Origin of the sequence: Sneathiella chungangensis, assembly GCF_009882935.1 — a bacterium.
Lineage (GTDB): Bacteria > Pseudomonadota > Alphaproteobacteria > Sneathiellales > Sneathiellaceae > Sneathiella > Sneathiella chungangensis.
This window is the reverse complement of the sequence record NZ_WTVA01000001.1, coordinates 39,650-51,628: the sequence shown is the minus strand read 5'-3', so window position 1 is coordinate 51,628 and position 11,979 is coordinate 39,650. Positions and strand designations below refer to the sequence as shown.

Genomic DNA, 11,979 nt, shown 5'->3' with positions numbered 1-11,979 from the left:
ACCTGTTATATATTATGCGCTGAATTTGGCAAAATCGGGAAAGGCAATGGTTGAGGATTTTGTTCGCGGCAAGGGCTATCTCACTCTCGGCACCCGGTTCAAGCGCATCGGGGACCGGCTTCAGGCGGATGTCCAGCAATTGATAGACGCGGCGGGACTCGCGGTGCAGACGGGGCAATATCCTCTTCTCGCCGCGCTCGACGAGATGGGCCCGATGACCATCGGCGATCTCGCCGCCGCGCTCGGTGTCAGTCAGCCCGGCGTCACGCGCAGCGTCGGCCAGCTCGCCAAACAGGGTGTCGTCACCGTCCGGCGTGGATCGCGCGATCAACGGAAAAGACGTGTCGAGCTAACGGAGAAAGGCCGCACTTTGGTCGCCGACGGACGCCAAACCATCTGGCCGCTGATCGAGACGCATCTTGCCGATATCTGCGCCGACACGGACGGCCCGCTCCTCGATCAGCTCGACGCGCTCGAGACCCGCCTGCAGGAAAAATCGCTCTATAGCCGTGTCATGGAAACGAAGGAGGGCAATACCAATGAATGACCATATTCTCGATCGGCCGATCTGGAACTCGCTCACCACGGCGCATGGCCCCTTCGCCATCGGCGACGGCGGCGCCCGCCGCTTCACGCCAAACGTCAGTATCTTCGCGGGCGTCCGGGATGAGAGCGCGGACAGCCTCGCCGCGCTCGCCCGCCTGATGCCGGAGGACGGGAATCTCTTCCTGATCCAGGTGGCGCCGGTGGTCCTGCCGGACGGGGTCCGCGCCGCCAAAGCCGCGGAAGGCTGCCAGATGGTGCTGGAAAATCTGAAAGCCCTGGCAAGGAGCGCGCCTGAAATTATACGGCTGACCGAGGCGGACGCGGAAGATATGCTCAATCTCGCGACGCTGACCAAGCCCGGACCGTATCTTCGCGATACCCGCCTTCTTGGCGATTTCTGGGGCGTGAAGGAGGACGGCAAGCTCATCGCCATGGCGGGAGAACGGTTCAAGCATCCGGGCTATAGCGAGATAAGCGGCGTCTGCACCCATCCCGATTACCTCGGCCGCGGCCTCGCCCATGCGCTCTGCGTGAAGGTGGCGGAGCAGATCATGGCGCGCGGGGAGCAGCCCTATTTGCAGGTGTTCGCCACCAATACCCGCGCCATCCGCGTCTATGAGAATCTCGGTTTCCGCACGCGCACGAAGGTCAATGCGGTGATGCTGGAGCGCGGCTGAGCATCGCCGCCAATTCCCCTTGCACCGGCGCACCGCATATATTATCTAGGCGGGGAAAGGGACGACCCTCTCATGAGTGTGATTTCCGGGACGACCCGGCCATTTGAAGGAGCCATGAAATGGCCTGGATTTATGTTGTCGCCGCCGGGATCCTCGAAGTGATCTGGGCTTATTCCATGAAGCAATCCGAGGGCTTCTCCCGCCTCACCCCGTCCATCGTCACCCTCGTCACCATGATCGCGAGTTTCGCGCTGCTGGCACTCGCCATGCGCTCCCTGCCGCTCGGCACCGCCTATACGGTCTGGACCGGCATCGGCGCCGTCGGGGCGTTTCTTGTCGGCATCATGATCCTTGGCGAGGCGGCGAACCCGATGCGCTTAGGCGCGGCAGCACTGATCGTCTCCGGCCTCGTGCTGATGAAACTCTCGAGCGATGCTTGATCGCCCGGCAGATCTCGCCTACGACCCGCCCGCGCCCCGCCCGCGCGATATCCTTTTCGAAGATGAGTTCCTGATCGCCGTCAACAAGCCGAGTGGGCTGCTGTCGGTGCCGGGACGCGAGGCGCATCTTCAGGACTGCGCGGAGGCGCGGGCGAAGGCCCATGACCGCAACGCCCGCACGGTCCACCGGCTCGATATGGATACCTCCGGCCTGCTGCTCTTTGGCAAGGGCGCGGCGGCGCACCGGCAGCTCAGCCTCCTCTTTCAGCGGCGGGCCGTCGAAAAACGTTATCTCGCCTGGGTCGCGGGCGGGCCTTTGGAAGAGGACGGCGAGATCGATCTGCCGCTGATGGTCGACTGGCCGAACCGGCCGCTTCAGAAGATCGATTTGGAAAACGGCAAGCCCGCCCTCACCCGCTGGCGGGTTCTCGACCGGCGCGACAATGCCAGCCTGCTCGCGCTCAACCCCGAGACCGGGCGTACCCATCAGCTTCGCCTGCATTGCGCCGCCATCGGCCATCCGATCCTTGGCGATCGTTTTTATGCGGACGCGGAAAACCGGCGGCGCGCGGCCCGCCTGCAACTTCACGCGGAACGCCTTGAATTCATTCACCCTTTCACGGCCGAAAAAATGACCCTAGCGGCACCCCATGACCTCGCCGGTCCAATGGTAAAAAAAGCTGCTTGAACTCGAGGCCCGCGCGTGGTCATACTGGACACCCATCCCGAACTTTACGGAAAAGGGAGATGATGATGGAAACAGAATCACAGACGGCCGGGATCGAGGCCGCCCCCGGTTTCGCCAAAAATCCCGAGTACCAGATTATCCTTGAAAAGCCCGATCGCGAGTTTGTCGCGACGCTTGAGGGTGTCGAGATCGCCCGCAGCCACCAGGCGATCGTCCTGCGGGAGGGGAATTATCCGCCCGTCGTCTATTTCCCGCCCGCCGATGTCCAGCTCAAGCAGGCGCATATGACCGACAAGGACACCTATTGCCCGTACAAGGGAATCGCCAGCTACTGGACCTTCGGCACCGAGAAGAATATCGCCTGGTCCTATGAGGAACCGTTCCGCGAGATGCTGGACATCAAGGGATATATCTCCTTCTTTGTGAACCGGCTAGACGATCCGCTGCTCTAGGCGCCCTTACCACCAACAACAACAATAAGAACAGAATTCCATGAGTCGCGTAAAAAACATCCTCTTCATCATGTGCGACCAGCTGCGCGCCGATTACCTCGCCTGCACCGGTCACCCGACGCTCAAGACGCCGAATATCGACGCACTGGCGGCGCGCGGCGTGATCTTCACCAACGCCTTCTGTCAGGCGCCGGTCTGCGGCTCGTCGCGGATGTCCTTCTACACCGGGCGTTACGTGCAGTCGCATGGCGCGACCTATAATAATGTGCCGCTCAAAATCGGTGAGCGGACCGTCGGCGATCATATGCGCGAGCTCGGCGTTTCCACCGGCCTCATCGGCAAGACCCATATGCAGGCCGATCTTGCGGGAATGAAGCGGCTCGGTATCGATAAGGGCAGCATTCAGGGCGTCCTCGCCGCCGAATGCGGGTTCGAACCGTGGGAGCGCGATGACGGCCTGCATCCGGACGCCTTCGTCGATCCCAATCTCGCCTATAATGACTATCTGCGCGAGCAGGGCTATGAGGGCGACAATCCCTGGCACAGCTTCGCCAATTCCGGCATCGACGAAAAGGGCGAGGTGGCGAGCGGTTGGTACCTGCGCAACGCCCATCTCGCCGCCCGGATCGACAAGGCGCATTCGGAAACCGCCTATATGACCAACCGCGCCATGGACAAGATCGCGGAGCTTGGCGACACGCCCTGGTGTCTGCATCTCAGCTATATCAAGCCGCATTGGCCCTATATCGCGCCCGCGCCCTATCACAATATGTATTCGCCGCAGGACGTGATCGCCGCCAATCGCGGGGAAAAGGAGAAAGCCGATCCACATCCGGTGATCAAAGCCTTCATGGGCCATGAGGAAAGCGTCAATTTCTCCGACGAGGAAAAGCGCCGCCATGTGATCCCGGCCTATATGGGCCTGATCACGGAGATTGATGACCATATCGGCCGGCTGATGGCCTTCCTCGAGGAACAGGGCCGGCTTGACGATACCCTTATCGTGTTCACCAGCGATCATGGCGATTATCTCGGCGATCACTGGCTCGGCGAGAAGGAGATGTTCCATGAGGAAAGCGTCCGCATCCCGATGATTATTGTCGATCCGAGCCGCGACTGCGACGCAACGCGCGGCGGCCGCATTCATGCGCTGACTGAGGCGATCGACCTGATCCCGACCTTCGTGGACGCCCTGGGTGGGGAGGCCAAGCCGCATGTTCTGGAAGGAAAGTCCCTCCTGCCGCTGTTGCGGGGAGAAAATCCGGCTGGCTGGCGGGACTTTGCGGTGAGCGAGGCCGATTACGCCTGGCGCGGCGCCCGCCTCGCGCTGAAGCTGCCGCCCGATCAGACCCGCGCCTATATGATCCGCACGGAGCGGTGGAAATATATCTCCTATGATCAGTTCCGCCCGCAATTGTTCGATCTTGAGAAAGACCCGAATGAGCTGATCGATCTCGGCACGAGCGAATTGCATGCGGAAATCCGCAATGAGATGGAGGAAACGCTCAACCACTGGCTCCGCCATCGGCGCAATCGCACGACAATGGCTCATGACGTCATCGAGGAGCGGACCGATACGGCCAAGAAGCGCGGAATCTATTTCGGCGTCTGGTAGCGCGAACAGCCTTCTTTATGACGGCGGACACATTGTCCCGCAATGAGGATTTACTTGTGGCCAAACTGCTGGCAAGCTTTTCGATATGACCGTCAAGGCGTCCGCGCAACAATCGGAAGACCTCTTTAACGCCGCCGAGCAGGCGGGCCTGAAGCTTGCCATCAAGGGGCGGCTTGTCACCGTGCTGCTGCTGACGCTGCTGATGTCCCTCACGCGCGGTGCCGACCGGGCGCCCGATTATATCATGGCCGGGCTCCTGTTCGGCGCTCTCGGGATCGCCCATTACCTGATCATCGGATCCCGGTATGACCGCAGCTGGGTGAAATATGTCTTTATGACCATCGACATCGCCCTGCTGTCCGCGGCGGTGGCCCTGCTTCCGCCGGAGCCGTCAACCGATCTTCCGCAAATCATGATTTTCCGCTTCGGCGTCTTCCCCATTTATTTCCTGTTTCTCGGCGTCGCGGCCTTCAGCTTTTCGCCGGGGCTTCTCCTCTGGACCGGGCTCGTCGGCGCCGCCGGTTGGTTCGGCGCCTTCCTCCGGGTTCGCTCGGGCATGGAGCAGAGGCTCGAATGGACGGATATGCCGGCCGCGCCCACCCCGCAGGAGTTTCTCGATATTTTTCTGAGCCCCGCGTTTGCCGGCACCGGCACCCGGCTGCAGGAAGCCCTCCTCTTCCTGGTGGTGGCGGTGCTGATCGCCATCGTCATGCGCCGGGCAAGGCAAACGGTGCGGCGGCAACTGGCGGCGGAACGCGAGACATCGCTGATTTCACAGATGTTCGGCCGGTTCGTGCCCAAGGCGGTGGCCGAGGAGATGATCAAGGACGACGGCGTTCTGAACCCAGTCGAGCGTCACGCGACGATCCTGTTCACGGATGTCGCGGGTTTCACCCGGATGACGGAAAGCAAGGGGCCGCGGGCGATTGTCGATACCTTCAATGCCTTCTTCGATGCCTCATCCGAGATTATCGGCCGCCATAACGGCGTCGTCACGCAGTTTCTGGGCGATGCCATTCTCGCTACCTTCAATGTCCCGATTGAGGACGGCGAGCATGCGCAGCGCGCCCTCGATGCGGCGATGGACCTGCTGAAAATGGCGGAAAACGAGAGCTTTGCCGGAGAACGGCTCACTATTCGGATCGGCATCAGTTCCGGCCCGGTAATCGCCGGGAATGTGGGCGGCGGCGGGCGGCAGAGTTACACGGTCTATGGCGATCCGGTCAATCTCGCGGCCCGGCTGGAAAACCTGAACAAGGAATTCGGCACTTCCCTGCTGGTGGCGGACTCCACGGCAAAACAGGTCCGGCCGGGCCTGCTGCAGCGGATTGGCGAGACCGAGGTGCGCGGCCTCAGTGAACCGATCGGCGTTTATTCGCCGACACCGCCTTAACAGCCTCTAGTCGATATCCTCATAGGGCAGGCCGACATATTGCTCGGCGAGGATGCGCCGGCGATGTTCGGAGGCGAGAAAGAAGTTCAGTTCGGAATCGCGGATCTTGTCCTCGATGCTGTCGCGGTAGAAATGATGCAGCATATTGGTCATCCACCAGGAAAAGCGCACCCCGTTCCAGACACGGCGAAGCGCAATCTCGCTATAGCGTTGGGTGAGGTCCGTCCGTCCCTCCTTATAGGTCTTGATCAGAATACGGTAGAGCGTGTTGACGTCGCTGGCCGCGAGATTGAGGCCCTTCGCCCCCGTCGGCGGCACGATATGGGCGGCATCGCCGAGCAGGAACAGGCGGCCATATTGCATCGGCTCCACCACGAAGCTGCGAAGCGGCGCAATGCTCTTCTCGATGGACGGGCCGGTCACCAGCCGGTTGGCCGCATCCTCCGGGATCCGGCGTTTAAGCTCGTCCCAGAAGCGGTCATCGGACCAGTTCTCCACCTTCTCATCGAGCGGCACCTGCACATAATAGCGGCTGCGCGTCTCCGACCGCTTGCTGCACAGCGCGAAGCCCTCGTCGCTCTTGACATAAATCAGTTCATAATTGACCGGCGGCGTATCGGAAAGGAGACCGAGCCAGCCAAAGGGATAGATCCGCTCATACTCGGTCAGAATGCCCTTCGGGATGGCGGCGCGGCAGACCCCGTGAGAGCCATCGCAGCCGGCGATATAGTCGCAGTCGATGCGGTGCGTCTCGCCATCCTTCTCGAAGGTCACAAAGGGCTTATCACTTTTCATATCGTGGGGCTTGACATTCGTCGCCTCGTAAAAGGAAAGCTGGCCGGAGGCGGTGCGCGCCTCCATCAGATCATGGGTGATTTCCGTCTGGCCGTAGACGGTGACCGATTTTCCGCCCGTGAGCTCGGTGAGGTTGATGGTGTGATAGTCCCCATGGACGGCGATGTCCACTTCATGATGGATCTCCCCCTCGCGCAGCATCCGTTCGGCGACCCCCGCCTCCTTCATCAGCCCGACAAAGCCCTGCTCGATCACCCCGGCGCGGATGCGGCCGAGGATATAGGCCGGACTCACCCGGTCGAGAAGGATATTGTCGATCCCCTGTTGATGCAGCAATTGACCCAGCAATAGGCCCGACGGACCGCTCCCGATAATGGCAACTTGCGTTTTCATAATTATTTTCCCGTTGACGCCATTGCAGCTTGTTCGTTGGCGCAATACTATAGATGCTGGTCCCGGTTCCGAATTTCATTTTGGAACAAAGGGAATAAGAAAATTCTTTAAGGTTGAAGCGGGCGTCGGCATTTCATGGCAACAACGGAGGACACACCGGTCTATCTGGCGGCGGACTGTGGCGGCAGCCATTGTCGCGTCCGGCTGTATGACGAGGATGGCATGATGCTGGCGGAGGGGCGCGGCGGCCCGGCCAATGCCTCGCTCGGCCTCGATCAGGTGATGAGCGAGATTTTCCGGGCGACGCGGGCGGCGCTTGGCAAGCTCGACGGCGAGACGATCCCCCTCTCCCGCCTGCATGCCGGCCTTGCCGTCGCCGGACTGATCGAGCAGGAGCGGCGCGAGGAATTCGTGCGGATTCCCCATCCCTTCGCCTCGATGACCGCGGAAACCGACGCCTTCGTCGCCCAGCTTGGCGCCTTTGCCGGCGGTGACGGCGGGATCCTGATCACCGGCACCGGCTCCTGCGGCTTCGCGGTGGCGGGCAGCGAGAAATTCTATATCGGCGGCTGGGGCTTTCCGGTGTCCGACCAGGGATCGGGCGCGCGCCTTGGCCATCTCGCCCTTCGCCGGGCGTTGCAGGCCTATGACGAAATCCTGCCGAGCTCCCCCTTCTGCAAGGCGATCCTGAAAGAGGTCGGCACCCACCCGCCGGAAATCGCCCGCTGGTCCTTCAGCGCGCGGCCCGCCGATTACGCGGCGCTCACCCGGATCGTCTTCACTTACGCGAAGAAGGAGGACGAGGTGGCGGTCAATCTTGTGCGCACGATCGCCGAGGAGATCAACCAGCTCATCCGGGCACTGGTCAAGCGCGACGTCGAGGAGGTGCATCATATCGGCGGCCTGGCCGAACCGATCCAACCCTGGCTCGACAAGTCCCTCGGGCGCTATACGGCGCAGCCGCGAGGCGATGTCTTCGACGGGGCGCTGCGGCTGGTTAACAACCGCACCGGGCTCATCAATAAATCGGGAAAGGCGCGGGTATGAAAAAGGCGCTCACCAACGCCCAGATCCTGACCGGCGGCGCCTGGCAAAACCAGGCCGCGCTGCTGATCGATGGTGATCACATCGAAAAAGTGGTTGCCGACAGCGAAATACCGCCGGGATACGAAATCGAGGATCTGGCAGGCGGGCGGCTGCTGCCCGGCTTCATCGATGTGCAGGTGAACGGCGGCGGCGGCATGATGCTGAACGACGCGCGCAGCGTCGCCGATATTGCGATGATTGCCCGGGCGCACCGGCGCTTCGGCACGACCGGCCTGCTGCCGACCCTGATCACCGACGACTGGGCGCGGATGACGGAGACCGCCGCGCTGATCCGCGGGGCGATGGCGGACGGCCTTCCCGGCCTTCTCGGTGTGCATTTCGAGGGACCCTATCTCAACCCTGCGCGAAAAGGCGTGCATGATGAGGCGAAAATCCGCCGGTTGGACGAGAAATTCGTGGAGCTGGTGACGGCGGGCGATCTCGGCCGAGTGGTTGTCACCCTCGCCCCGGAAAGAGTGCCGATGGATGTCATCCGCGAGCTGGCCGCGAAGGGCGTGATCGTCTCCGCCGGACATAGCGCCGCCACCTATGACGAGGCGGTCGCGGCGTTCGAGGCGGGGATCACCGGCATTACCCATCTCTATAACGGCATGCCGCCGATGCAGTCGCGGGAGCCCGGCCTCGTCGGCGCGGCGCTGCTCTCCTCCGGCTGCTATTGCGGCATCATCAATGACGGCCACCATGTCCATCCGGCAACGCTGAAAGCCGCCCTCACCATCAAGGGACCGGCGCGCATGATGCTGGTGACCGACGCCATGGCCTCGGTCGGCACGGAGATGATCTCCTTCCGACTTGGCGAGACGGAGATCCGAATTGACGGCGGGCGGCTGACGACGGCGGACGGCACGCTCGCGGGCTCGAACCTCAATATGGCGGGCGCCGTGCGCAATGCGGTCGCGTTGCTTGGCCTCCCGCTGGCCGAGGCGGCGGGACTGGCGACAGAAAACCCGGCGGCCTTCCTCGGCCTCGATCAGACCCATGGCCGCATAGCCCCCGGTTTCCGCGCCGATCTGGTGCTGATGGATGGCGATCTGCGCCTCCTCAAAAGCTGGATCGGCGGCGTCTGAGGCGCGCCGTTATTTCGTTGACTTTGCCGCCGCGAACCCCGTAGAACATGCGTAATAAGGCAGAACAAGAACCCTATCCTTTCGGGAGGAATATTTACATGATTTCGATGACAAGACGGTCTTTCAAAAAGGCGGCGCTGGGCTCCCTCGCCGCCCTTGTTGCCCTCTCCGCCCTGACGGTCCCGGCGCTGGCCGCGGACAAGATCACCGTGGGCGCGCTCCGCTTCACCTCGCATGCGCCGAGCTTCGTCGCCTTCGAGAAGGGCTATTTCACCGACGAGGGGCTGGAGGTCGAGTTCAAATTCTTCCAAGCCGCGCAGCCGATGGCCGTCGCCATTGCCTCGGGCGATGTGGATTTCGGCATCACGGCGATTTCCGGCGGGCTGATCAATCTCGCCGAAAAGGGTGCGATCAAGGTGATCGGCGGCGCGTTGCAGGAGGAGCCGGGCATCGACGGGCAGATCATCCTCGTCTCCAAAGCCGCCTATGATGAGGGCGTCACCAGCCCGGCCAAATTGAAGAGCCGCAGCTTCGGCATCACGCAGGCCGGGTCCTCCTTCCATTACATGGCGTCCAAAATCGCCGAGAAGGAAGGCTTCGCCACCGCCGACATCAAGCTCGTGCCGCTGCAGAAGGTGGGCGCGATCATCGGTGCGCTGAAATCCGGCCAGGTCGATAGCTGGTCCATCGTCCCGCATATCGCCAAGGCGCTTCTGAAGGGCGGCGAAATCATGCAGATCGGCATGGTCGCGGATTATATCCCCGATTATCAGGTGACGACGGTCTTCACCTCGACCGAGATTGCCGAAACCAAGCCCGATCTCGTGAAGCGTTTCCTCAAGGCCTTCTCGAAGGGCGCGGATGACTTTAACGCCGCCCTCGTCGATAATACCGAGGGAGAGGCCGGCGCCGCGGCGATGGTCGAGCTGATCCATAAATATGTCTATGCCGACCAGCCGATCGAAAAGGCCGGTCCGTCGATCAAGAACGGCGCCATGCGCATCAACAAGGATGCGGCGCTCAACCTGACGAATGTCAAGGACCAGCTCGACTGGTTCAAGGCGGAAGGCCTCGTCTCCAACGATATCGCCATCGAAACGCTGGTCAATACCGACTACGTCGAGATTTTCTAACCCGGCCGATGGACCTCAATCTTCGCCATATTTCCCATCGTTATGACGACGTTGAGGTCCTTCGCGATATCAATCTCGATATCCGCCGCGGTCAGATCGTCTGCATCATCGGGCCGTCCGGCTGCGGCAAGTCGACCCTGCTGCGCATGATCGGCGGGCTCGAGCGGCCAACCGCCGGTGAGGTGCTGCAACTTGGCGTTCCGCCCGCCGACTGCCTGAACCCGCTCACCTATATCTTCCAGGATTTCGCGCTGCTGCCCTGGCGGACGGTGGAGGGAAATGTCAGCCTGGTGCTGGAGGATCACCCGATGGACGCCGCGGCGCGCCAAGAGATTATCCAGGATGTGCTTGCCCGCACCAAGCTCAGTGATTTCAGAAAAGCCTATCCGCGCCAGCTTTCGGGCGGCATGAAGCAGCGCGTCGCCATCGCCCGTGCACTCGCTGTCCGCCCCGCCGTGCTCCTGATGGACGAGCCCCTGTCGGCGCTCGATAGCCAGACGCGGGAGCTGCTGATGGATGACCTCGTCGATCTGTGGGAGAAGGAAAATTACACCGCCGCCTACGTCACGCATAACCTGGCGGAAGCCGTCCGGCTCGGGCACAAGATCGTCGTCCTCTCCCGCCGCCCGGGGGAAATCCGCGATATCGTCGAGATCGACATGCCGCTGTCCGCGCGCACCACTGAGAATACGGAGCTCGAAGCCATCCAGAAACGGCTCTGGCAGCTGATGCGCGACGAGGCCCGCGCCGCCGATATGGAGCTGGTCGATGAGTGACAAGACGGCCGAAAAAAACCATGAGGGCAAGCCCGTCCCGTTTCGCGGCGGCGGGTTCCTGCCCCGCCCTAAGAAAATTGTCGCGCCCGTCGTCTTTATCGCCCTGATCGCCTTCTGGGAATTCGGATCGCGCAGCGGCTTCATCAGCCCGCTGGTCCTGCCCGCCCCGTCGGAGGCGTTCGATGCCTTCCTCAATCTCGTAAACACGGGCCTGCTCTGGCAGCATTTAGCGGCCTCTCTGCAACGGCTGCTGATCGGCTGGTTCTCGGGCACCCTGCTCGGCATTATCGTCGGCACCCTGATCGGGCTTTTCTCGCTCGCCCGCTCCGGCCTGTCGCCGCTGGTCTCCGCCATCTTCCCCATCCCGAAAATCGCGCTGCTGCCGCTCTTTATTATCTGGTTCGGCATTGGCGAGGGATCGAAGGTCGCGACCATCCTGTTCGGCACCTTCTTCCCCACCGTGATCGCCACCTATGGCGGCATCGATAATGTGGATCGCGGCCTGATCCGCATGGGGCAGTCCTTCGGGCTTACCCGGATGTCGATCATCCGCAAGATCATCCTGCCGGGCGCCCTGCCCGCCATTCTTTCGGGTGCGCGCATTTCCGCCGCCATCGCCATTATCCTGCTTGTCGCCGCCGAGATGATCGCGGCCGAATATGGCATCGGCGCCTATATCCTGCTCGCCGGCAGCCTGATGGCGACGGACCAGTTGATCACCGGCGTCGCCCTTCTCTCGATCCTAGGGCTGATTTTCGCCTGGATCATCGGCCGGGCCGAGAAATATTTCCTGAAATGGCGCTAGGCGGCGATTCTTCTGTAAAATTTTACGGAAATCCCCGTTTTAATTAACGCTTTCGCAACCATCCGGGTGCAAAACTGCCTGCATTATGACAT

General features: G+C 61.8%; 13 protein-coding genes. 12 read left to right on the top strand and 1 reads right to left on the bottom strand.

Going from position 1 to position 11,979, the window contains the following annotated elements; genetic code table 11:
- Nucleotides 1-46 precede the first annotated feature (46 nt).
- From GQF03_RS00250 to GQF03_RS00220, 7 genes are all read left to right on the top strand, one after another.
- Nucleotides 47-547: a MarR family winged helix-turn-helix transcriptional regulator gene (locus tag GQF03_RS00250; RefSeq protein WP_161337185.1), complete on the top strand. Its 501-nt coding sequence runs from the start codon at nt 47-49 to the stop codon at nt 545-547.
- The gene (locus GQF03_RS00245) at nt 540-1,223 is read left to right on the top strand and encodes a GNAT family N-acetyltransferase (protein WP_161337184.1); all 684 of its coding nucleotides are present in this window, start codon (nt 540-542) and stop codon (nt 1,221-1,223) included. The genes GQF03_RS00250 and GQF03_RS00245 overlap by 8 nt, the downstream gene beginning before the upstream one ends.
- Nucleotides 1,224-1,342: 119 nt before the next feature.
- A complete protein-coding gene (gene sugE, locus GQF03_RS00240) occupies nt 1,343-1,663 on the top strand; it encodes a quaternary ammonium compound efflux SMR transporter SugE (RefSeq protein WP_161337183.1) in 321 nt (106 codons plus the stop codon).
- A complete protein-coding gene (locus GQF03_RS00235) occupies nt 1,656-2,351 on the top strand; it encodes an RluA family pseudouridine synthase (protein WP_161337182.1) in 696 nt (231 codons plus the stop codon). Before sugE ends, GQF03_RS00235 begins: the two co-directional genes overlap by 8 nt.
- Before the next feature lie 59 nt (nt 2,352-2,410).
- Nucleotides 2,411-2,803, top strand: a complete 393-nt coding sequence (locus GQF03_RS00230) for a DUF427 domain-containing protein (RefSeq protein ID WP_161337181.1) — start codon at nt 2,411-2,413, stop codon at nt 2,801-2,803.
- Between the two features lie 40 nt (nt 2,804-2,843).
- Nucleotides 2,844-4,418: an alkaline phosphatase family protein gene (locus tag GQF03_RS00225; protein WP_161337180.1), complete on the top strand. Its 1,575-nt coding sequence runs from the start codon at nt 2,844-2,846 to the stop codon at nt 4,416-4,418.
- Nucleotides 4,419-4,503: 85 nt separating this feature from the next.
- Nucleotides 4,504-5,811, top strand: a complete 1,308-nt coding sequence (locus tag GQF03_RS00220; RefSeq protein ID WP_161337179.1) for an adenylate/guanylate cyclase domain-containing protein — start codon at nt 4,504-4,506, stop codon at nt 5,809-5,811.
- Nucleotides 5,812-5,817: 6 nt separating this feature from the next.
- On the opposite strand, the gene pobA is transcribed toward GQF03_RS00220, so the two are convergent.
- On the bottom strand, nt 5,818-6,999 hold the full coding sequence (gene pobA / locus GQF03_RS00215) for a 4-hydroxybenzoate 3-monooxygenase (RefSeq protein ID WP_161337178.1): 1,182 nt from the start codon (nt 6,997-6,999) through the stop codon (nt 5,818-5,820).
- Between the two features lie 135 nt (nt 7,000-7,134).
- On the opposite strand from pobA, the gene GQF03_RS00210 reads away from it, so the two are divergent.
- The 5 genes from GQF03_RS00210 (at nt 7,135) to GQF03_RS00190 (ending at nt 11,887) form a co-directional block, all read left to right on the top strand.
- Complete coding sequence (locus GQF03_RS00210) at nt 7,135-8,046, top strand: glucosamine kinase nucleotide-binding domain-containing protein (protein WP_161337177.1); 912 nt, start codon at nt 7,135-7,137, stop codon at nt 8,044-8,046.
- Nucleotides 8,043-9,173, top strand: a complete 1,131-nt coding sequence (gene nagA / locus GQF03_RS00205; RefSeq protein WP_161337176.1) for an N-acetylglucosamine-6-phosphate deacetylase — start codon at nt 8,043-8,045, stop codon at nt 9,171-9,173. The genes GQF03_RS00210 and nagA overlap by 4 nt, the downstream gene beginning before the upstream one ends.
- Nucleotides 9,174-9,271: 98 nt before the next feature.
- Complete coding sequence (locus tag GQF03_RS00200; protein ID WP_161337175.1) at nt 9,272-10,306, top strand: ABC transporter substrate-binding protein; 1,035 nt, start codon at nt 9,272-9,274, stop codon at nt 10,304-10,306.
- A gap of 8 nt (nt 10,307-10,314) precedes the next feature.
- Complete coding sequence (locus GQF03_RS00195; RefSeq protein ID WP_161337174.1) at nt 10,315-11,082, top strand: ABC transporter ATP-binding protein; 768 nt, start codon at nt 10,315-10,317, stop codon at nt 11,080-11,082.
- Complete coding sequence (locus GQF03_RS00190; protein WP_161337173.1) at nt 11,075-11,887, top strand: ABC transporter permease; 813 nt, start codon at nt 11,075-11,077, stop codon at nt 11,885-11,887. The genes GQF03_RS00195 and GQF03_RS00190 overlap by 8 nt, the downstream gene beginning before the upstream one ends.
- Nucleotides 11,888-11,979: the final 92 nt, after the last annotated feature.

Bases quoted from the DNA above. Each gene is read 5' to 3' on its own strand.
- GQF03_RS00220 (WP_161337179.1), top strand. From the start codon at position 4,504: ATGACCGTCAAGGCGTCCGCGCAACAATCGGAAGACCTCTTTAACGCC.
- GQF03_RS00245 (WP_161337184.1), top strand. From the start codon at position 540: ATGAATGACCATATTCTCGATCGGCCGATCTGGAACTCGCTCACCACG.
- GQF03_RS00210 (WP_161337177.1), top strand. From the start codon at position 7,135: ATGGCAACAACGGAGGACACACCGGTCTATCTGGCGGCGGACTGTGGC.
- GQF03_RS00190 (WP_161337173.1), top strand. From the start codon at position 11,075: ATGAGTGACAAGACGGCCGAAAAAAACCATGAGGGCAAGCCCGTCCCG.
- GQF03_RS00250 (WP_161337185.1), top strand. From the start codon at position 47: ATGGTTGAGGATTTTGTTCGCGGCAAGGGCTATCTCACTCTCGGCACC.
- GQF03_RS00195 (WP_161337174.1), top strand. From the start codon at position 10,315: ATGGACCTCAATCTTCGCCATATTTCCCATCGTTATGACGACGTTGAG.
- GQF03_RS00230 (WP_161337181.1), top strand. From the start codon at position 2,411: ATGATGATGGAAACAGAATCACAGACGGCCGGGATCGAGGCCGCCCCC.
- nagA (WP_161337176.1), top strand. From the start codon at position 8,043: ATGAAAAAGGCGCTCACCAACGCCCAGATCCTGACCGGCGGCGCCTGG.
- GQF03_RS00225 (WP_161337180.1), top strand. From the start codon at position 2,844: ATGAGTCGCGTAAAAAACATCCTCTTCATCATGTGCGACCAGCTGCGC.
- GQF03_RS00200 (WP_161337175.1), top strand. From the start codon at position 9,272: ATGATTTCGATGACAAGACGGTCTTTCAAAAAGGCGGCGCTGGGCTCC.
- GQF03_RS00235 (WP_161337182.1), top strand. From the start codon at position 1,656: ATGCTTGATCGCCCGGCAGATCTCGCCTACGACCCGCCCGCGCCCCGC.
- sugE (WP_161337183.1), top strand. From the start codon at position 1,343: ATGGCCTGGATTTATGTTGTCGCCGCCGGGATCCTCGAAGTGATCTGG.
- pobA (WP_161337178.1), bottom strand. From the start codon at position 6,999: ATGAAAACGCAAGTTGCCATTATCGGGAGCGGTCCGTCGGGCCTATTG.